Annotated in this window: 18 protein-coding genes; 11 read left to right on the top strand and 7 right to left on the bottom strand. The window is 62.8% G+C overall.

Annotated elements, in window-relative coordinates; translation table 11 throughout:
* Nucleotides 1-35 precede the first annotated feature (35 nt).
* From CKW13_RS12390 to pilM, 4 genes are read right to left on the bottom strand one after another with little or no spacing between them, the layout of a single operon-like run.
* Nucleotides 36-551 (bottom strand): pilus assembly protein PilP, encoded by a 516-nt coding sequence (locus tag CKW13_RS12390; RefSeq protein WP_095108902.1) that lies wholly within the window; start codon nt 549-551, stop codon nt 36-38.
* The gene (locus CKW13_RS12385; protein WP_095108901.1) at nt 548-1,147 is read right to left on the bottom strand and encodes a type 4a pilus biogenesis protein PilO; all 600 of its coding nucleotides are present in this window, start codon (nt 1,145-1,147) and stop codon (nt 548-550) included. The genes CKW13_RS12390 and CKW13_RS12385 overlap by 4 nt, the downstream gene beginning before the upstream one ends.
* On the bottom strand, nt 1,144-1,704 hold the full coding sequence (locus CKW13_RS12380; protein WP_095108900.1) for a PilN domain-containing protein: 561 nt from the start codon (nt 1,702-1,704) through the stop codon (nt 1,144-1,146). The genes CKW13_RS12385 and CKW13_RS12380 overlap by 4 nt, the downstream gene beginning before the upstream one ends.
* Complete coding sequence (pilM, locus tag CKW13_RS12375) at nt 1,704-2,678, bottom strand: type IV pilus assembly protein PilM (RefSeq protein WP_095108899.1); 975 nt, start codon at nt 2,676-2,678, stop codon at nt 1,704-1,706. Before pilM ends, CKW13_RS12380 begins: the two co-directional genes overlap by 1 nt.
* 213 nt (nt 2,679-2,891) lie before the next feature.
* On the opposite strand from pilM, the gene CKW13_RS12370 reads away from it, so the two are divergent.
* On the top strand, nt 2,892-5,321 hold the full coding sequence (locus CKW13_RS12370; protein ID WP_371856233.1) for a penicillin-binding protein 1A: 2,430 nt from the start codon (nt 2,892-2,894) through the stop codon (nt 5,319-5,321).
* A gap of 144 nt (nt 5,322-5,465) precedes the next feature.
* Here CKW13_RS12370 and CKW13_RS12365 read toward each other — a convergent pair whose 3' ends face one another.
* The 3 genes from CKW13_RS12365 to rpmE all read right to left on the bottom strand — a co-directional run bounded on the left by CKW13_RS12365 (nt 5,466) and on the right by rpmE (nt 7,959).
* The gene (locus tag CKW13_RS12365) at nt 5,466-6,734 is read right to left on the bottom strand and encodes a malic enzyme-like NAD(P)-binding protein (protein ID WP_095108897.1); all 1,269 of its coding nucleotides are present in this window, start codon (nt 6,732-6,734) and stop codon (nt 5,466-5,468) included.
* Between the two features lie 182 nt (nt 6,735-6,916).
* Nucleotides 6,917-7,699 (bottom strand): thermonuclease family protein, encoded by a 783-nt coding sequence (locus tag CKW13_RS12360; protein ID WP_095108896.1) that lies wholly within the window; start codon nt 7,697-7,699, stop codon nt 6,917-6,919.
* Nucleotides 7,700-7,740: 41 nt separating this feature from the next.
* Nucleotides 7,741-7,959: a 50S ribosomal protein L31 gene (gene rpmE, locus CKW13_RS12355; RefSeq protein ID WP_010213765.1), complete on the bottom strand. Its 219-nt coding sequence runs from the start codon at nt 7,957-7,959 to the stop codon at nt 7,741-7,743.
* Between the two features lie 210 nt (nt 7,960-8,169).
* Between rpmE and CKW13_RS12350 the strand changes: the two genes are divergently transcribed.
* The 10 genes from CKW13_RS12350 to CKW13_RS12305 all read left to right on the top strand — a co-directional run bounded on the left by CKW13_RS12350 (nt 8,170) and on the right by CKW13_RS12305 (nt 20,920).
* On the top strand, nt 8,170-10,389 hold the full coding sequence (locus tag CKW13_RS12350) for a primosomal protein N' (RefSeq protein ID WP_095108895.1): 2,220 nt from the start codon (nt 8,170-8,172) through the stop codon (nt 10,387-10,389).
* 197 nt (nt 10,390-10,586) lie between these two features.
* A complete protein-coding gene (gene argS / locus CKW13_RS12345) occupies nt 10,587-12,323 on the top strand; it encodes an arginine--tRNA ligase (protein ID WP_095108894.1) in 1,737 nt (578 codons plus the stop codon).
* A 1-nt stretch (nt 12,324) separates the two neighbouring features.
* Nucleotides 12,325-13,023, top strand: a complete 699-nt coding sequence (locus tag CKW13_RS12340; RefSeq protein WP_095108893.1) for an SPOR domain-containing protein — start codon at nt 12,325-12,327, stop codon at nt 13,021-13,023.
* Nucleotides 13,024-13,248: 225 nt separating this feature from the next.
* A complete protein-coding gene (gene hslV, locus CKW13_RS12335; RefSeq protein ID WP_095108892.1) occupies nt 13,249-13,779 on the top strand; it encodes an ATP-dependent protease subunit HslV in 531 nt (176 codons plus the stop codon).
* A 40-nt stretch (nt 13,780-13,819) separates the two neighbouring features.
* Complete coding sequence (gene hslU / locus CKW13_RS12330) at nt 13,820-15,157, top strand: ATP-dependent protease ATPase subunit HslU (protein WP_095108891.1); 1,338 nt, start codon at nt 13,820-13,822, stop codon at nt 15,155-15,157.
* A 94-nt stretch (nt 15,158-15,251) separates the two neighbouring features.
* Nucleotides 15,252-15,629, top strand: coding sequence for a gamma-butyrobetaine hydroxylase-like domain-containing protein (locus CKW13_RS12325; RefSeq protein WP_095108890.1), 378 nt, complete (start codon nt 15,252-15,254; stop codon nt 15,627-15,629).
* A 258-nt stretch (nt 15,630-15,887) separates the two neighbouring features.
* Complete coding sequence (gene phaC / locus CKW13_RS12320; RefSeq protein ID WP_095108889.1) at nt 15,888-17,567, top strand: class II poly(R)-hydroxyalkanoic acid synthase; 1,680 nt, start codon at nt 15,888-15,890, stop codon at nt 17,565-17,567.
* Between the two features lie 81 nt (nt 17,568-17,648).
* Nucleotides 17,649-18,506 carry a poly(3-hydroxyalkanoate) depolymerase gene (gene phaZ / locus CKW13_RS12315; RefSeq protein WP_095108888.1) on the top strand — a complete coding sequence of 286 codons (858 nt, stop codon included), beginning with the start codon at nt 17,649-17,651 and terminating at the stop codon, nt 18,504-18,506.
* Nucleotides 18,507-18,592: 86 nt separating this feature from the next.
* The gene (gene phaC, locus CKW13_RS12310) at nt 18,593-20,275 is read left to right on the top strand and encodes a class II poly(R)-hydroxyalkanoic acid synthase (RefSeq protein WP_095108887.1); all 1,683 of its coding nucleotides are present in this window, start codon (nt 18,593-18,595) and stop codon (nt 20,273-20,275) included.
* A 24-nt stretch (nt 20,276-20,299) separates the two neighbouring features.
* On the top strand, nt 20,300-20,920 hold the full coding sequence (locus CKW13_RS12305; RefSeq protein WP_095108886.1) for a TetR/AcrR family transcriptional regulator: 621 nt from the start codon (nt 20,300-20,302) through the stop codon (nt 20,918-20,920).
* Nucleotides 20,921-20,965 lie beyond the last annotated feature (45 nt).

Raw genomic sequence — 20,965 nt, 5'->3', positions numbered from 1 at the left:
GGATGAAAGAGTCCTTTTCATGGTTCCGATTCCCTTCAGGAGTGTGCTTTCAAAGCGAGGATTCGAGAGCGTTCCAGCCAGCCCTCCTCGCCCTCGGGAACGAGTTCGATGACCTCCACATGCCGCTCACCCACGGCCACCACCCGCCCGTCGTTGCGGCCCAGGTAGTCGCCCACCTTCAATCGGTGTACACCGCCCGGCCCACGTAGCAGCACAAAAGACGCACCCGCGTTGGAGAGCGTGCCGACCATTTCGAACTGCTTCAGAGCAAAGCCTTCCAAAAAGTGCTTTCCCCGCGTCGGATCAGGCTGTACCTGCGCGCGCGCCACCGCTGGGCGCGGCACCAGCTCCACAGCCGAAGAGCGGAAGGGGTCGCGCAACCCCGCGGCCTTATAGATGAAGGCTGGCCCAACGTCCGGCAACGCAGCAGGCTCAATGGTCGATGGCAGGCTAAGTGTGCTGGTAGCCGAGCTGGCAACCTGCTCGGCGCTGTCGCTGCTGCAACCGGAGATTGCCGCCAGCACACTGGCCATCCATAGGCCGCGGTTCATGGCTGCTGCTCCGCCGGGTCGTAGCTGTAAGTCCGGGCCTGCAACGCCATGCGCAGCGGCGACTCGCTGCCAACCACCACAGGGCCGATCTGGAAGTCATGCAAGGTGACGATTCGCGGCAACGCGCCCAAACGGCTAACGAAGGTGGCGAGGTCGTGATAGGCGCCGATGACGACAACCTGCATCGGCAACTCGCGGTAAAACGCTTGCTCCACCGGCGCCAGCAGCTTGATTTCCTCAAACACCAAGCCGCTGCCAGTCGCCGTCCGGGTGATATCGTCCAGTAAATCCGGCACTTCGCTGCCCGCCGGGAGCTGGCGCAGCAACCCCTCGAAACTGTGCTGCATAAGCTGCATCTTCGCCTGGTACTGCTCCAGGTCCGCGGCCAGCCGCGTCTTGGCGGCGAGCCGCTCCTGCTGGCGTCGTTCATCCATGCGCAGCCGCTCAAGGTGTTGGCTCATGGGCTTAAGGTAGATGCCGTAGCCCAATGCCAGCACCAGGCACAGCAACAGGGCGACCGCCGCAACCTTGGCGATGGGCGGCCAGTCCCCCAGGTTGCTCAACGTCAGGTCGCCCGACCATTGCATCGCGTTCATTGCACTCCCCCCGCCACGCTCGGCCGAGCCTGGGCTACGGTCAGCTGGAAAGCCCCTACATGCGCTTGCCCGCCGGTTGCCCGGATTTGTTCGAGGGTCGGCGCCTCGAACAAATCAGAGGCCGCAAGTTTGCGCATCAACTCGGCCAGTTGCGGGTTCGACTGACTGACCCCGACAATCGACAGGGTCTGGCCGCCCATGGCCACTTCGGTGAAGTACACACCGTCAACCAAGACGTGAACCAACTGCTCAAGTATCCGCCCGCCACGATGGCGGTCGCCCTGTAAACCCTGAATCACTCTCAGGCGCTCCATCGATACCTGGCGCTGCGCTTTGAGTTCATCGAACCGTGCAACCTGTTCGTCCAGCGTTGCGATTTGCCGGCCCAGCGCCAGGTTGCGTACCGACTGATGTCGGCTCGCGCTGTCGAGGTACTGGCCAACCAGCAGCACCACTGCCATAGCCCCCAGCATCGCGCCCAGCGCAATGACGATGAACTCCTTGCGCCGCGCCTGGCGACGGGCCTCGCGCCAGGGCAAAAAGTTAATCCTGGCCATCAGTCGAAACTCCGCATGGCCAACCCACAGGCCACCATCAGCGCCGGCGCATCAGTGGCTAGCGCGCAGGCATCGACCTGATCGCCCAGGGCCATGTCGTGAAACGGGTTGGCGACGAGCGCCGGCAGCCCCAACGTCTGCCCAACGCCTTGCACCAGCCCCGGATACGCTGCCATTTCGCCGGTTAACACCAAATGCTCGACCGCCGTGGCCTGATCGAGCGCCATAAACGCCTGCAACGCCCGGGAGACTTGCTGGCTCAGTTCAAGCTGGAAGTCCTCCACAGCCGCGCCACCCTGTGGGAAGGCCCCCAACAGCAGCTCGCGAACCTGGACGATGCGCCCCTCGCGGACCAGGCTCAAGGTCGTGGTGCTGATGCCTGCATCGACCACGGCGACGACACCCGGGTCATTAACCCCATCGAGCCGCGCCAACGCACGTTCCAGGGCATCGGTTTCGCTTTCCACCACCCGGGCCCGCAGGCCGGCCAGGGCCAGCAGCGCTTCGCGGGCCTGGACATCCGCCTTGCGGCAAGCGGCCAGCAACACCGACACCCGCCCGGGCTCAAGCGCGGGACAGGCCAGGACTTCAAAGTCGATGGCGACGTCTTCAAGGGGATAGGGAATGTACTGCTCGGCTTCGAGCATGATCGCGGCCTGCATGTCCGCCTCGCCGAGGCCACTTTCCAGCTCCAGGGTTTTGCTGATGACCGCCGCGCCGCCCACGGCGCTGGCGCCCTCCTTCAAAGCGGTGCCAGCCTTGAGCAACAGCCGCGAGAGCACCTGGGCTGCGCCCTGGGTATCGAGCAGATTACGTTCGACCACCACGCCGGGGGGCAGTGGCTCGATGGCGTAGGCATCGAGCCGTAAACCGGTGCCGCAACGGCTCAGTTCCACCAGCCGTATAGAAGTGGCGCCGATATCAATACCCAGCAGCCTGCCGTTTTTATTGCCGAAGAGTCCTGGCACGATCATTTCCTTATGACGTTGCGGAGTTGGAGAACTCGGTTAAAGGCGCGCCGTTCCATGGCCGCGCGGGCTGACAAGCGCAAATGACTGCGCCTGTCGAAAAATGCTTATAATGCCCAGCGTTTTTTCCGGTTTTTATCTCAAGCGTGAGTCGCCACAGTTTGGCGCTAATCACTCGACGCTCAATTCATTCTCTTCTCTGGAAATCCAAAAGCCTTGATTCGTCTGCTGAAGTTTTTCGGATGGTCGTTCGTCGCCGTCGTCTGCGCTCTGGTGCTGGGCCTGAGCGGCGCGTTTCTCTATCTTAGTCCCGGGTTGCCGTCGGTAGAGGCGCTGCGAAGTATCCAGTTGCAGATTCCCCTGCGGGTGTATAGCAGCGACAACAAGTTGATCGCAGAATTTGGCGAAATGCGCCGTACTCCGATCCTGTTCGCCGACATTCCCCCCAATTTCATCAATGCGTTACTAAGTGCTGAAGACGACAACTTCGCCAACCACCATGGCGTCGACCCCAGCAGCCTGATGCGCGCCGCCACCCAACTGGTCAAGAGCGGGCACATTCAGTCCGGCGGTAGCACCATCACCATGCAGGTGGCGAAAAACTTCTTCCTGACCAGCGAACGCAGCTTCTCGCGCAAAGCCACGGAAATCCTCCTGGCACTGCAGATCGAGCGGCAGCTGACCAAAGACGAGATCCTGGAGCTGTACGTCAACAAGATCTACCTGGGCAACCGCGCCTACGGGATCGAGGCGGCGGCGCAGGTGTATTACGGCAAATCGATCCGCGACGTCACCCTGGCGCAGATGGCGATGATCGCCGGCCTGCCCAAGGCCCCTTCGCGGTTCAACCCGCTGGCCAACCCGGCGCGCAGCAAGGAGCGCCGCGACTGGATCCTGGGGCGCATGTACAAACTGGGCAAGATCGATGAGGCGTCGTACCAGATCGCCCTGAACGAGCCACTCAACGCCAGCTATCACGTGCCCACGCCTGAAGTGAACGCGCCGTACATCGCCGAAATGGCCCGCGCCGAGATGGTCGGGCGCTACGGCAGCGACGCCTACACCGAAGGTTTTCGCGTAACCACCACGGTGCCGAGCAACCTGCAGGAAATGGCCAACACCGCCCTGCACGAAGGCTTGATGACCTACGACCAGCGCCACGGCTACCGTGGCCCGGAATCGCGCCTGCCAGGCAAGACCCGCGAAGCCTGGACCCTGGAGTTGACCAAGCAGCGCACCTTCAGTGGGCTTGAGCCGGCGATTGTCATCGAGGTCGAAAAAACCGGCCTGCAAGTGCTGACCCGCACCGGCCAGGCGCATGTGGCCTGGGACAGCATGAAGTGGGCGCGGCCCTTCCTGAACACCAACAGCATGGGCGCCAACCCAAAACAACCGGCGGACGTGGCCCAGGTCGGCGACTTGATCCGCGTGCAACGCCAGGCCGACGGGTCGCTGAAGTTCAGCCAGATCCCGGTCGCTCAAGGCGCGCTGGTGTCCCTGGACCCGCAAAACGGCGCGATCCGCTCGCTGGTCGGCGGTTTCGCCTTCGAGCAAAGCAACTACAACCGCGCCATCCAGGCCAAGCGCCAACCCGGCTCGAGCTTCAAGCCCTTCGTCTACAGCGCGGCCCTGGACAGCGGTTACACCGCCGCCAGCCTGGTCAACGATGCACCGATCGTGTTTGTCGATGAGTACCTGGACAAAGTCTGGCGCCCGAAAAACGACACCAACACCTTCCTCGGCCCGATCCGCATGCGCGAGGCGCTGTACAAGTCGCGCAACCTGGTGTCGATCCGCCTGCTGCAAAGCATGGGCGTGGGCCGCACCATCGACTACATCAGCAAGTTCGGCTTCAACAAGCAGGACCTGCCGCCCAACCTGTCCCTGGCCCTGGGCACGGCGACCCTAACGCCGATGGAAATCGCCACGGGCTGGAGCACCTTCGCCAATGGCGGCTACAAGATCACCCCGTTCATCATCGACAAGATCGAAAGCCGCAACGGCGAGAACCTGTTCACCGCCAACCCGGCCAGCGTCCCCGGCAACACCGCCGCCAGCGATGGCATCGCCGCGCCAGCCTCCGACAGCTTCACCGTCGATGCCACCCCCGGCGAAGCCCCGGCGCCTGCAGTGCAGACCCCATTGGTGGCCGAGCGCATTGTCGATGGCCGCACCACCTACATCCTCACCAGCATGCTGCAGGACGTCATCAAACTCGGCACCGGCCGCCGCGCCCTGTCCCTGGGCCGCACCGACCTGGCGGGCAAGACCGGCACCACCAACGAGTCCAAGGACGCCTGGTTCTCCGGCTACAACGCCGATTACGTGACAACGGTATGGACCGGTTTCGACCAGCCCGAAAGCCTCGGGCGCCGTGAGTACGGCGGCACCGTTGCGCTGCCGATCTGGATCAACTACATGGGCGCCGCCCTCAAGGGCAAGCCAGCCCACACCCAAAGCGAGCCGGAAGGCATCCTCAGCCTGCGGGTAGACCCAGTCAGCGGCCGTGCCGCCTCACCCGGCACCCCCAACGCCTACTTCGAGCTGTTCAAGAGCGAAGACACCCCGCCCTCGGTCAACGAGCTAGGCGGCAGCGCCCCGGGCAGCCCGCTGCCGGCGGACGAGGCGGCGCCCATCGATCTGTTTTAAAACAGCAAGGAGCAGCGGCAAGCTTTTAGCTGCAAGCAACAGCGACGCAACCCGCTCTTACTTGCCGCTTGCCGCTAATAACTTGCAACTGCTCCCCCATAAAAAAACCCGGCTCAGAGGCCGGGTTTTTTTATGGTGCTGCTGTTAACCGTTAAAAACGTCATCGACGCTTTTGAGCGGGTAGTTCTTCGGGTACGGCAGGGTAGCTACACCGGTCTCGATCGCGGCCTTGGCCACGGCATCGGAGATCACGGTAATCAGGCGGGCATCCATTGGTTTGGGAATGATGTACTCACGCCCGAATTCCAACTTGATGCCGCCGTAGGCGTCGCACACTTCCTGTGGCACCGGCAGCTTGGCCAGTTCGCGCAGGGCGTTGGCGGCAGCTACTTTCATTTCTTCGTTGATGCGCTTGGCGCGAACGTCCAGGGCACCGCGGAAGATGAACGGGAAGCCCAGTACGTTGTTGACCTGGTTCGGGTAGTCCGAACGGCCGGTGGCCATGATGACGTCGTTACGGGTGGCGTGAGCCAGTTCCGGAGCGATTTCAGGGTCCGGGTTGGAGCATGCGAACACGATCGGGTTGGGCGCCATGCGCAGCAGATTTTCAGCGCTCAGCAGGTTCGGACCCGACAGGCCAACGAACACGTCCGCGCCTTCCAGCGCGTCGGACAAGGTGCGTTTTTCGGTCGCGTGGGCGAATACCGCTTTGTACTGGTTCAGGTCATCGCGGCCGGAGTGGATCACGCCGGTACGGTCGACCATGAAGATGTTTTCGATCTGGGCACCCATGCTCACCAGCAACTTCATGCAGGAGATGGCGGCGGCGCCGGCGCCCAGGCAGACGATCTTGGCTTCAGGCAGGGTTTTGCCTGCGATTTCCAGGGCATTTATCATGCCGGCCGCGGTGACGATCGCGGTGCCGTGCTGGTCATCGTGAAACACTGGAATGTCGCACTGCTCGATCAGAGCACGTTCGATCTCAAAGCACTCCGGTGCCTTGATGTCTTCCAGGTTGATACCGCCGAAGGTAATGGAGATGCGCTTGACGGTATCGATGAAGGCCTGTGGGCTTTCGGAGTCGACTTCGATGTCGAAGACATCGATACCGGCAAAACGCTTGAACAGTACGCCCTTGCCTTCCATAACAGGCTTGGACGCCAGCGGGCCAAGGTTACCCAGGCCGAGAATCGCGGTGCCATCGGAAATGACTGCAACCAGATTGCCCTTGCCCGTGTACTTGTAGGCCAGCTCGGGATCACGCGCGATTTCACGCACAGGCTCCGCCACACCGGGGCTGTAGGCCAGCGACAGGTCGCGGGCGGTAGCAGTGGCTTTGGTGAGCTCGACACTCAGCTTTCCTGGACGAGGATGGGCGTGATATTCGAGAGCGGCAGTTTTCAAGTCAGACATAATCGGCATTCCGCTTTTACTGTTGGACGACGGATCGCCGAGGATACTCGCCTGCGAAAGTCCCTACAAGACTGCCCGGTCACCGGTGTCAAGAGCCCTAGGCTACGACTTTCGGCCAAGAGCCACGGAACACAAGGGCTACACTGTTCACAATCGACGCCAAAAATGTCTACAACTTTTCGTTATTTACCTGCATCCAACATGCTTGGGTGCGTCAATGGCAGCAGCCAACGCGCCTGACCCGGCTGCAAACCGCCGCGCCGCGAGCGGTCGAGCACCCAGCCCCGGGCCTCTATTAACTGGCCTTTGAGGCGCTCGAGGGCGGCGACGTCGAACTGCTTGAGCAGATTGGGTGCAACGCGCAGCACAACCGAATCCTGCAACTGAATCCAAATTCCACCGCGATTACGCTCCACCGCACTCACCCGACCGCTGAGCACGGCGAACCCGGCCCGCGTGATCTGCTGCGCGTTGAGTACCGGTGACGGGCGCCACACCCCCAGGCCCGCTTGCCGGGCGTGGCGTTCTGCCGCTTGCTGGCAGGTGACTAAATCGATGTTGGGCGCCACCGCCACTTGGAACCCCAGGCCTTCGGCGAGCAATTGCGCTTCAAGGTTGGCGCCGCTGGCGCCATAGACATGGGCCAAGGTGCGGCCATAACGATCCTTACCCTCGCGCCCGGGGCGCAGCGCCACCCGGTTGCGGCTCTCGCGCACCAGGGCTTGCAGGCGTTGGCGGGCGGCAACCGCCAGGGGCTCGTCGGTGCGACCTTGCTTGCCCAGCTCCGGGGCATTAAGGCCGATCAGGCGTACGCTGCGGCCATCCTTGAGGCGCAGGGTGTCGCCATCGACCACCCGCTGTACCTCGACCTGCGTCAGCCCCTCGGGCGCAGGGCAGAAGGCCTGGGCGCCGGGGAGCCAAATCGCAGACATAAAAAAGGCGCCCGCGAGGGACGCCTTTTTCATCAGCGAGGAAAAGCCGCGAGGGCTTCCCAAGTTGATCGGCCTTAGGCCTTTTTCGCGCCAAAAGCACCGAAACGATCGGCGAAGCGCTGTACACGGCCGCCAGTATCCAGAGTCTTCTGCTTACCGGTGTAGAACGGGTGGCACTCGTTGCATACGTCAGTACCCAGTGGCTTGCACAGGTTCGAACGGGTTTCGAACTTGTTGCCGCAGCTGCAAGTTACTTCGATGGTTTCGTACGCTGGATGGATATCGGCTTTCATGGTGTTTCCTCGGGCTAGCGTGCCGCCGCACAACACTATTGTTGAACACCGCACGTAATTAGGCCGCGGATTCTACCAGACGAGCCTGATCGCGCAAGCGGTGCGAAGTGCTCCTCATCAGAAAATCCACCCCCCCAGACAGGGGACACTGCACCGCCCGTCTGCTAGGCTCCGGGCCTTCTAAACATCTGCTTACCGAGAAACCCCCGCGTGCCCGACGCCATTTTGCGCCTCGCCCTGCCTTCGCCGCTGCGCCGCCTGTTTGACTACCGTGCCCCTGCGGGGGTGCTGCGGGCCCAATTGCAGCCGGGCATGCGCGTGCGCGTACCCTTCGGGCGCCGGGAGATGATCGGCATCCTGGTCGAAATCGCCGAGCACAGCGAAGTGCCCGCCGAGAAGCTCAAACCGGCGCTGGCCATCCTCGACGCCACGGCGCCGCTACCGCCGGCGCTGTTCAAGTTGTGCCTGTGGACCGCCCAGTATTACCAGCACAGCCTGGGCGACACCCTGAGCTGGGCGCTGCCGGTACTGCTGCGCCAGGGCGAACTGGCCGAGGCCCGCCAGGAGCGCTTCTGGTCGGTGGCCCCCGGTGCCCGCGCCGACGACCCGCGTATCGCCCGCGCGCCGCGCCAGCGCGAGGCCTTGGCGACCCTGGCCCAGCACCCCCACGGCGTGGCCCATCAACTGCTGAGCAAGTTAATGCTCAGCAAAGACAGCCTCGACCTGCTGCTGGCCAAGGAGCTGGTGCAGGTGGAAATCCGCAAGCACGCCCCCGAAGCGCGCCACGAACATTGGCTGGCGCAACCGGAATTACCCCTCAACCCCGAGCAACGTGCCGCGTTCGAGGCCATCAGCGCCGGGGCGGACAGCTTCCACGCCTTTCTCCTGGCCGGGGTCACCGGCAGTGGCAAGACCGAAGTCTATTTGCAGTTGATCCGCGAAACCCTGGAGGCCGGCAAGCAAGCGCTGGTGCTGATCCCGGAAATCAACCTGGGCCCGCAGACCCTGGCGCGCTTCGAGCAGCGCTTCAATGCACGCATTGCCCTGGTGCACTCGGCGGTCAACGACCGCGAACGCCTGGAGGCCTGGCTCGCCGCCCGCGACGGCGATGCCGACATTATTATCGGCACCCGTTCGGCACTGTTCACGCCGATGAAAAACCCGGGGCTGATTATCGTCGACGAAGAACACGACGGTTCCTATAAACAGCAGGAAGGCCTGCGCTACCACGCCCGCGACCTGGCCCTGGTGCGCGCGCGCCAGGAAAACATCCCCATCGTGCTCGGCTCCGCCACGCCCTCACTGGAAAGCCTGCACAACGCCTACATCGGCCGCTACGGCTTACTGCACCTCAACGAGCGCGCTGGCGGGGCGAAACAGCCGCGTTTCCTACGCCTTGACGTAAAAAGTCGCCCACTGGACAGCGGGATTTCCGGCCCCATGCAGCAAGCCATCGGCCAGACCCTGGCCGCCGGCCAGCAGGTGCTGGTGTTCCTCAACCGCCGCGGCTTTGCGCCAACGCTGCTGTGCCACGACTGCGGCTGGATGTCGGAATGCGATCGCTGCGACGCCCGCATGACCGTGCACCAACGCTCCGGCGAACTGCGTTGCCATCACTGCGGCCACGTCGAGCGCGTGCCGCGCCATTGCCCGCAATGCGGCAAAGTCGACCTGCGTCCCGTTGGCGCAGGCACTGAGCGCGCCGAGGAACGCCTGGGGATACTCTTCCCCGACTACCCAGTACTGCGGGTGGACCGCGACAGTACGTCGCGCAAGGACGCGATGAACCAGTTGTTCGCCACCATCCAGAAGGGCCAACCGTGCATCCTGGTGGGCACGCAAATGCTCGCCAAAGGCCATCACTTCCCCCGGGTGACCCTGGTGTCCATCCTCGACGCCGATGGCGGCCTGTTCTCCGGCGACTTCCGCGCCAGCGAGCGCATGGCCCAGTTGATCGTCCAGGTTGCGGGCCGTGCCGGGCGGGCCGAAGAGCCGGGCAAAGTCATCATCCAGACCCACCTGGCCGACCACCCGCTGCTGATCCAACTGACCGAACAAGGCTATTTCGCCTTTGCCGAACAAGCCCTGAGCGAACGCCGCGCCGCCGGCCTGCCGCCCTTCGCCCACCTCGCCCTGTTGCGCGCCGAGGCACACAAGCCTGGGCAGGCCGAGGCGTTCCTGGACGAAGCGTGCAGCGTGGCAAAAGAACTGTTGGCCCAATTGCAATTGGGCGGCATCGAACTGCTCGGCCCGGTGCCCGCGCCCATGGAGCGCCGCGCCGGGCGCTACCGCGCCCAATTGCTGCTGCAAGCCAGCGCCCGCGCGCCGCTGCATCGCTTGCTGGGCAGTTGGCTGCTGGCCCTGGAGCAGATGCCCAGCGGCCGGGCGGTACGCTGGTCGCTGGATGTAGACCCCGTCGACTTGTACTAACTTCAGCGGGGCCGGGCCCAGTGGCCAGCCACACGCTTGAAGTTAGCAGCACATCCGCGCTTACTGACCGCTTGCAGCTAGCCACTTGCCACTCAAACCCCTTTGCACGGTTGGCAAGCCCGCCCCGGCAACGGATAATGCCCAGTTTTTCCACCTGCGCACCGACGCGCCGCCGCTTGCGGTCGAAAGAGAAGACCATGAAAGACACCATTCGTCAGTTGATCCAACAAGCCCTCACCCAACTCGTCAATGAAGGTGTGTTGCCAGAAGGCCTGACGCCGGCGATCCAGGTGGAAAACTCCCGAGACAAGACCCACGGCGATTTCGCCAGCAACATCGCCATGATGCTGGCCAAGCCCGCGGGCATGAAGCCGCGCGACCTGGCGGAAAAAATCATCGCCGCGCTGCCCGCCGACGAGAACGTCAGCAAGGCCGAAATCGCGGGCCCAGGCTTCCTCAATTTCTTCCAGAACACCCAAGCCCTGGCCGCACGCCTGGACGCGGCCCTGGCCGATGAAAAAATCGGCGTGCGCAAGGCCGGCCCGCTGCAACGCGTGGCCATCGACCTGTCGGCGCCGAACCTGGCCAAGGAAATGCACGTCGGCCACCTGCGCTCGACCATCATCGGCGACGGCGTGGCGCGCGTCCTGGAGTTCCTCGGCGACACCGTGATCCGCCAGAACCACGTGGGCGACTGGGGCACCCAGTTCGGCATGCTGATGGCCTACCTGGAAGAAAACCCGATCACCAGCGATGAGCTGTCGGACCTGGAAAACTTCTACCGCGCCGCGAAAAAACGCTTCGACGAATCCGAAGCGTTCGCCAACCGCGCCCGCGCCCTGGTGGTCAAGTTGCAGGCCGGCGACGCCGAGTGCCTGGCGCTGTGGTCGCGATTCCGGGACATCTCCCTGGCCCACTGCCAGAAAATCTACGAACTGCTCAACGTCAAACTGACCATGGCCGACGTGATGGGCGAAAGCGCCTACAACGACGACCTCATCAACGTGGTCAACGACCTCAAGGCCAAGGGCCTGCTGGTGGAAAGCAACGGCGCGCAGTGCGTGTTCCTCGACCAGTTCAAGACCGCTGACGGCGAACCGCTGCCGGTCATCATCGTCAAGGCCGATGGCGGCTATCTGTACGCCACCACCGACCTCGCCGCCGTGCGCTACCGCAGCGGTGTGCTCAAGGCCGACCGCGCGCTGTACTTCGTCGACCAACGCCAGGCCCTGCACTTCCAGCAGGTGTTTGAAGTGGCGCGCCTGGCCGGTTTCGTGACCCACCCGATGGAAATGGAACACATGGGCTTCGGCACCATGAACGGCGCCGATGGCCGCCCCTTCAAGACCCGCGACGGCGGCACCGTCAAACTGATCGACCTGCTCACCGAAGCCCAGGACCGCGCTTACACCCTGGTCAAGGAAAAGAACCCAGAGCTGGCCGAGGACGAACTGCGCCACATCGCCCGCGTGGTGGGCATTGGCGCGGTGAAATACGCCGACCTGTCCAAGCACCGCACCAGCGACTACAGCTTCAACTTCGAGCAAATGCTCAACTTTGAAGGCAACACCGCGCCTTACCTGCTGTACGCCTACACCCGCGTCGCCGGGGTGTTCCGCAAACTGGGCAAGGATTTCAGCGAAGTGGACGGGCAGATCGTGCTGCAAGCCGCCCACGAGCAGGAATTGGCCGCCAAACTCGCCCAGTTCGGCGAAGTACTCAACAATGTCTGCGACAAGGGCACGCCGCACACCCTGTGCGCCTACCTGTACGACGTGGCCGGCCTGTTCTCCAGTTTCTACGAGAACTGCCCGATCCTCGCCGCCGACACCCCGGCCCAGACGCAGAGCCGCTTGCGCCTGGCCGCCCTGACCGGCCGCACCCTCAAGCAAGGCCTGGAACTCTTGGGCCTGGAAACCCTGGAGCGCATGTAAGTTGGCCGCCAAGAAAAAACCTGCACCCAAGCGTGGCGCCAGCCGTTACCAGGCCCCGGCCAAGCAGCCGATCCCGGGCTGGCTGTGGCTGGCCATCGGCCTGACCGTGGGCGCATTCATCGTGTTCCTGATGAAACTTGAGCCGGGCCAGGGCGACGACGTCAAACGGGTCAAGCAAGAGCAGCAGAAAGCCACCCGTGCCGCCGAAGCCAACAAAACACCGCCCAGCCCACAGCAACCGGTCAAGCCTAAGTACGACTTCTATACCTTGCTGCCCGAGTCCGAAGTGATCGTGCCGCCCGAAGCCGTGCCGGAGAAAACCCTGCCGACGCCACAACCGGTGCCAACCACCCCCGTGACCCCGGAAGAAGCGGCGAAGATCGATACCGCCCGCGCCCAGGCTGCCCTCGCCGGTATCACCCCGCCGCCCGCGCCACCGGTGGCGAAAGCGGCGCCGGTGACCAAGTTCTTCCTCCAGGCCGGTTCGTTCCGCAAAGAGGCAGACGCCGACAAAGTGCGCGCGCAGATCATCCTGCTGGGCCAAGCGGTTTCGGTGGAGTCCGGCACGGTGAAGGATGAAACCTGGTACCGGGTGCTGGTGGGGCCGTTCAGCAACCGTGAGCAACTGACCGTGGCCCAGAAGCAACTGGCCGGCAGCGGCTTCAGCAACCTACTGCTGCAACAGCGCCAGAGCCGCTGACCGGGCATCTGCCAAGACACACCCTGTAGAAGCGGGCTTGCCCGCGATGGCACTGAATCACTCGCCCAATAGAGCGACTGACACGGCGCTATCGCGGGCAGGCCCGCTCCCACACTCGCTCCAGGCAACCCGCCGCCACTTGTCCGCCACGGTTGAAAAACCCGCCGCCACCCCCATATGAGTTCCCACCAGGGCATTTTCGCCCCGCTGCGTGGAGACTCTCCCTTGACCACCATCGTTTCAGTTCGCCGCCACGGCAAAGTCGTCATGGGCGGCGACGGCCAGGTTTCCCTCGGCAATACCGTGATGAAAGGCAACGCGAAGAAAGTTCGCCGCCTGTACCACGGCCAGGTGATTGCCGGTTTTGCCGGTGCCACCGCCGATGCCTTCACCCTGTTCGAACGCTTTGAAGGCCAGCTTGAGAAGCATCAGGGCCACTTGGTCCGTGCCGCCGTCGAACTGGCCAAGGAATGGCGCACCGACCGCTCCCTGAGCCGCCTCGAAGCCATGCTCGCGGTCGCCAACAAGGACGCGTCCCTCATCATCACCGGCAACGGCGACGTGGTTGAACCCGAGGATGGCCTGATCGCCATGGGTTCCGGCGGCGGTTACGCCCAGGCTGCGGCCAGCGCGCTGCTGAAGAAAACTGACCTGTCGGCCCGGGACATCGTCGAAACCGCCCTCGGCATCGCCGGCGACATTTGTGTATTCACCAACCACAACTTCACCATTGAGGAGCAGGACCTCGCGGAATAAGCCGTTACCGGCGCCCTTCCTGCTTGAGGACCCAACTACTATGTCCATGACTCCCCGCGAAATCGTCCACGAACTCAACCGCCATATCATCGGCCAGGACGACGCCAAGCGCGCCGTCGCCATTGCCCTGCGCAACCGCTGGCGGCGCATGCAGCTCCCTGAAGAGCTGCGCGTTGAAGTGACTCCCAAGAACATCCTGATGATCGGCCCCACCGGCGTGGGCAAGACCGAAATCGCCCGACGCCTGGCGAAACTGGCCAACGCCCCGTTCATCAAGGTCGAAGCGACCAAGTTCACCGAAGTCGGCTATGTGGGCCGCGACGTCGAGTCGATCATCCGTGACCTGGCCGACGCCGCCATCAAGTTGCTGCGCGAGCAGGAAATGACCAAAGTCCGCCACCGCGCCGAAGACGCTGCCGAAGAGCGCATCCTCGACGCCCTGCTGCCCCCGGCGCGCATGGGTTTCAACGAAGACGCCGCGCCTTCGCAGGATTCCAACACCCGCCAACTGTTCCGCAAGCGCCTGCGCGAAGGCCAGTTGGACGACAAGGAAATCGAGATCGAAGTGGCCGAGGTGGCCGGTGTCGACATTTCCGCGCCGCCGGGCATGGAAGAAATGACCAACCAGTTGCAGAACCTGTTCGCCAACATGGGCAAGGGTAAGCGCAAAAACCGCAAGCTCAAGGTCAAGGAAGCGCTGAAACTGGTGCGCGACGAAGAGGCCGGTCGCCTGGTCAACGAAGAAGAATTGAAGGCCAAGGCCCTGGAAGCCGTCGAACAGCACGGCATCGTGTTCATCGATGAAATCGACAAGGTCGCCAAACGCGGTAACTCCGGTGGCGTCGATGTATCCCGCGAGGGCGTGCAACGCGACCTGCTGCCGCTGATCGAAGGCTGCACGGTCAATACCAAGCTGGGCATGGTCAAGACCGACCACATCCTGTTCATCGCCTCCGGCGCGTTCCACCTGAGCAAACCCAGCGACCTGGTGCCGGAACTGCAAGGTCGCCTGCCGATCCGCGTCGAGCTCAAGGCCCTGTCGCCGGAAGATTTCGAGCGCATCCTCAGCGAGCCCCATGCCTCCCTGACCGAGCAATACCGCGAACTGCTCAAAACCGAAGGCCTGGTCATCAAGTTCCAGCCTGATGGCATCAAGCGCCTGGCGCAGATTGCCTGGCAGGTTAACGAGAAAACCGAGAACATCGGTGCCCGGCGCCTGCACACCCTGCTCGAGCGCCTCCTCGAAGAGGTGTCGTTCAGCGCCGGCGACCTGGCCAGTGCCCAGGATGCCCAACCGATCAAGATCGATGCCGACTACGTCAACAGCCACTTGGGCGAATTGGCGCAGAACGAAGATCTGTCCCGCTACATTCTTTAGAGCGGCCAGCTTTGAGCTACAAGCTGCAAGGTGGACATCAGCGCCTTACAGCTTGTAGCTTGCAGCTTGACGTTTGTCGCTTCGGACCCCTGCCATGACCCCGCTTCCCACCGATATAAAGCTGCACAAAGCCTCGAAAACCCTGACCCTCAAATATGCCTCGGGCGAGGAGTACACCCTCCCCGCCGAGTTCCTGCGGGTGCATTCCCCCTCCGCCGAGGTCCAGGGCCACGGCAATCCTGTCCTGCAATTTGGCAAAATCGGCGTTGGCCTGAGCAAGGTCGAACCGGCCGGCCAGTACGCACTGAAACTGACCTTCGACGACGGCCACGACAGCGGCCTGTTCACCTGGGACTACCTCTACCAATTGGCGCAGCGCCAAGACGCACTGTGGGCCGATTATCTTGAAGCCTTGAAAGTTGCCGGAAAGTCCCGCGACCCGAGTGAATCTGTTGTACGGCTAATGCTCTAACTCAACGGTCTTACTCTTTAGAGGGCATTTTCTAATTTCATCTGCTTGAATGTTCGGCTGCATGGTCAATGATTGGCCTGCTTGCGAAAAAAATTAAACTCGGGTAACCAATGGAGCTGGCAAGTTCCCTGCAGTGTTCTCTGTCTTAAAAACAGCTGAAGCAGAATTCACGGTCACCCGAGCAGTAGTACCTGGCATTGGCTGTGTTACTGCACAGCAGGTCCCGGTACTCGTCTGTCGGACAATGGAGCGTCGTAGATGAGTAACAAGAATAATGATGACCTGAAACGCCAGGCCTCGGAAAACACACTGGGGCTTAATCCTGTTATCGGCTTGCGTAAAAAAGACCTGCTTACTTCTGCTCGCATGGTGCTGACCCAAGCTATCAAACAACCGTTGCACAGCGTCAAACACGTCGCGCACTTTGGGGTAGAACTCAAGAACGTGATGTTCGGCAAATCCACCCTGGCGCCGGAAAGCGACGACCGCCGCTTCAACGACCCGGCGTGGAGCCAGAACCCGCTGTACAAACGCTATATGCAAACCTACCTGGCGTGGCGCAAGGAACTGCACGACTGGATCGGCGACAGCAGCCTCTCGGAACAAGACATCAGCCGTGCCCACTTCGTCATCAACCTGATGACCGAAGCCATGGCGCCCACCAACAGCGCCGCCAACCCGGCGGCGGTCAAACGCTTCTTCGAAACCGGTGGCAAGAGCCTGCTCGATGGCCTCTCCCACTTGGCCAAGGATCTGGTGCACAACGGCGGCATGCCCAGCCAGGTGAACATGGGCGCCTTTGAAGTGGGCAAAAGCCTGGGCACCACCGAAGGCTCGGTGGTGTTTCGCAACGACGTACTGGAGCTGATCCAGTACCGCCCCATTACCGAGCAAGTGCACGAACGCCCGCTGCTGGTGGTGCCGCCGCAGATCAACAAGTTCTATGTATTTGACCTGAGCCCCGATAAGAGCCTGGCGCGCTTCTGCCTGCGCAGTAACGTGCAGACCTTTATCGTCAGTTGGCGCAACCCCACCAAGGCCCAGCGCGAATGGGGCCTCTCGACCTATATCGACGCGCTCAAGGAGGCGGTGGACGTGGTCACCGCGATCACCGGCAGCAAAGACGTCAACATGCTTGGTGCCTGCTCCGGCGGCATTACCTGCACTGCGCTGCTGGGCCACTACGCGGCGCTGGGCGAGAAGAAGGTCAACGCCCTGACCCTGCTGGTGAGCGTGCTGGACACTACCCTGGACACCCAGGTGGCGCTGTTCGTCGACGAGCAGACCCTGGAAGCGGCCAAGCGCCACTCCTACCAGGCCGGCGTGCTCGAAGGCAGCGACATGGCCAAGGTATTTGCCTGGATGCGGCCCAACGACCTGATCTGGAACTACTGGGTCAATAACTACCTGCTGGGCAATGAGCCACCGGTGTTCGACATCCTCTTCTGGAACAACGACACCACGCGTTTGCCGGCTGCCTTCCACGGCGACCTGATCGAGATGTTCAAGAACAACCCCCTGGTGCGCGCCAATGCCCTGGAGGTGTGCGGCACGCCCATCGACCTCAAGCAGGTCACCGCCGACGTGTATTCCCTGGCGGGCACCAATGACCACATCACGCCGTGGAAGTCCTGCTACAAGTCCGCCCAGTTGTTTGGCGGCAAGGTGGAGTTCGTGTTGTCCAGCAGCGGCCATATCCAGAGCATCCTGAACCCGCCGGGCAACCCGAAATCGCGCTACATGACCAGCACCGATATGCCCGCCGACGCCAACGCCTGGCAGGAGAATTCGTCCAAGCACACCGATTCCTGGTGGCTGCACTGGCAAGCCTGGCAGGCCGAGCGCTCGGGCAAACTGAAAAAGGCCCCCACCAGCCTGGGCAGCAAAACTTATCCGGCCGCCGAAGCGGCGCCGGGCACCTACGTTCACGAGCGATAAGCGAAACACCGGCAGTCTGTGGGAGCGAGCCTGCTCGCCCCCACAAGCAACGATGAAAAACTGACCCATAGGGCTTCAAGCATGCCGCAACCGTTCATCTTCCGTACGGTCGATCTGGATGGCCAAACCATCCGCACCGCCGTACGTCCCGGCAAGCCTCACTTGACGCCCTTGCTGATTTTCAACGGCATCGGCGCCAACCTGGAGCTGGTGTTCCCGTTCGTCCAGGCCCTGGACCCGGACCTGGAGGTGATCGCCTTCGACGTCCCCGGTGTCGGCGGCTCCTCGACGCCCAGCCGGCCCTACCGCTTTCCCGGGTTGGCCAAGCTCACGGCGCGCATGCTCGACTACCTGGATTACGGCCAGGTCAATGTGATTGGCGTGTCCTGGGGCGGCGCGCTGGCCCAACAGTTCGCCCACGACTACCCCGAGCGCTGCAAGAAACTGGTGCTGGCGGCCACGGCGGCCGGGGCATTCATGGTGCCCGGCAAGCCGAAAGTACTGTGGATGATGGCCAGCCCGCGGCGCTATATCCAACCGTCCCATGTGATCCGCATCGCACCGATGATTTACGGCGGCTCGTTCCGCCGCGACCCCAACCTCGCCGCCGACCATGCCAGCAAGGTGCGCTCGGCCGGCAAGCTGGGCTACTACTGGCAATTGTTCGCCGGATTCGGTTGGACCAGCATCCACTGGCTGCACAAGATCCATCAGCCCACCCTGGTGCTGGCCGGCGACGACGACCCGCTGATCCCGCTGGTCAATATGCGCATGCTGGCCTGGCGAATTCCCAACGCCCAGCTACACATAATCGACGATGGCCATTTGTTCCTGATTACCCGGGCCGAAGCCGTCGCACCGATCATCATGAAATTTCTCCAACAGGAGCGGCAGCGGGCCGTCATGCACCCGCACCCGGCGCCCGCGGGCAAGGCCTAGGAGGCTGGCTGCCCGGCGCAAATGGCGCGCAACAACTATGTTGTCTGTCTTGGGCTTGTTGATGGCTGACGAAGGAGTGTTGACTCATGCGAGAAAAACCCGCGCCGGGCGTGCTGCCGACCCCCGCTACGCTGTTCAACGCCCACAGTGCGATCAGCGGCCTGCGTGGCCGTGACCTGTTTTCCACACTGCGCAGCGTCGCTTCCCATGGTTTGCGCCACCCGTTGCACAGCGCCCGTCATGCCCTGGCCTTGGGCGGGCAACTGGGCCGCGTATTGCTGGGCGAAACCCTGCACACACCCTCCCCCCAGGACAACCGCTTCAGTGACCCTACCTGGCAACTCAACCCGTTTTACCGGCGCAGCCTGCAGGCCTACCTGAGCTGGCAAAAGCAGAGCCAGAGCTGGATCGACGACAGCGGCATGAGCGACGACGACCGCGCCCGCGCCCACTTCGCCTTTGCCCTGCTCAACGACGCCGTGTCGCCCTCCAACACCCTGCTCAACCCGTTGGCGGTCAAGGAGCTGCTCAACTCCGGCGGCCACAGCGTAGTGCGTGGCATCGGCCATCTGTTCGACGACCTGCTGCACAACAACGGCCTGCCCAGCCAAATCACCAAGCACGCCTTCGAGGTCGGCAAGACCGTCGCCACCACGCCCGGTTCGGTGGTGTTTCGCAACGAGCTGTTGGAGCTGATCCAGTACAAGCCCATGAGCGAAAAACAGTACGCCACACCCCTGCTGGTGGTGCCGCCGCAGATTAACAAGTACTACATTTTCGACTTGAGCCCGGCCAACAGCTTCGTCCAGTACGCGCTGAAAAATAACCTGCAGGTATTCATGATTAGCTGGCGCAACCCCGACGTGCGCCACCGCGAGTGGGGCTTGTCCAGCTACGTGCAGGCCGCCGAAGAGGCGATGAACGTCTGCCGTGCGATCACCGGCAGCCGCGAGGTCAACCTGATGGGCGCGTGCGCGGGGGGCCTGACCATCGCCGCCCTGCAAGGCCACCTGCAAGCCAAACGCCAGTTGCGGCGCGTCGCCAGCGCCAGCTACCTGGTCAGCCTACTCGACAGCCAGCTGGACAGCCCCGCCACCCTGTTCGTCGACGAACAAACCCTGGAAGCCGCCAAGCGCCGCTCCTACCAGCAGGGTGTACTCGACGGTCGGGACATGGCGCGGGTGTTCGCCTGGATGCGGCCCAACGACCTGATCTGGAACTACTGGGTCAACAACTACCTGCTGGGCAAGGCGCCGCCGCCCTTCGACATCCTTTACTGGAACAACGACAACACGCGCCTGCCCGCCGCGCTGCACGGCGACCTGCTGGATTTCTTCAAGCACAACCCCCTCAGCCACGCCGGCGGGCTGGAGGTGTGCGGCACGCCGATCGACCTGTCCAAGGTCAACGTCGATAGCTTCAGCGTGGCCGGGATCAACGATCACATCACGCCCTGGGACGCGGTGTACCGCTCGACCCTGCTGCTCGGTGGCGAGCGGCGCTTCGTGCTCTCCAACAGCGGCCACGTGCAAAGCATCCTCAACCCACCCGGCCACCCCAAGGCCAACTACATCGAAAACCCCAAGCTGAGCAGCGACCCACGCGCCTGGTACTACGACGCCAACCACGTTGACGGTAGCTGGTGGCCGCGCTGGCTCGAATGGGTCCAGGAACGCTCGGGCACCCAGCGCGAAACGCTGATGGCCTTGGGCAATCAGCATTACCCACCGATGGAAGCCGCCCCCGGCACTTATATTCATGTGCGCTGAACGCCCAACCACTAAGAAGACTGGATGAAAACCCGCGACCGGATCCTGGAATGCGCCCTGCAGTTGTTCAACGACAAGGGCGAACCGAACGTCTCGACCATGGAAGTGGCCAATGAAATGGGGATCAGCCCCGGCAACCTCTACTACCACTTCCACGGCAAGGAACCGCTGATTCTGGGCTTGTTCGAGCGTTTCCAGGCAGAACTCATGCCCCTGCTCGACCCGCCCGCCGACGCGCAACTGGCCGCCGAGGATTACTGGCTGTTCCTGCATTTGATCGTCGAACGCCTGGCCCACTACCGCTTTCTGTTCCAGGACCTGTCCAACCTGGCCGGCCGCCTGCCAAAACTGGCCAAGGGCATCCGCAACCTGCTCAACGCCCTCAAACGTGCCCTGGCCTCCCTACTGGCGCGGCTCAAGGCCCAGGGGCAACTGGTCAGCGATACCCAAGCCTTGGGGCAGTTGGTAGAACAAGTCACCATGACCCTGCTGTTTTCCCTGGACTACCAGCGCATTCTCGACCGCGAAGGCCAGGTACGGGTGGTGGTCTACCAGATCATGATGCTGGTGGCCCCGCACTTGCTAGCGCCGGTCAAGGTCGCCACGGAGAACATGGCCCTGCGTTATCTGGAGGAACCTGCCTGAATCCTGCCCGGCGCCCAAACAAAAACGCCCGACCTTCACAGGCCG

This window comes from Pseudomonas sp. Irchel 3E20, from assembly GCF_900187645.1.
Taxonomy (GTDB): Bacteria; Pseudomonadota; Gammaproteobacteria; order Pseudomonadales; family Pseudomonadaceae; genus Aquipseudomonas.
This window is presented reverse-complemented; position numbering and strand designations above follow the sequence as displayed.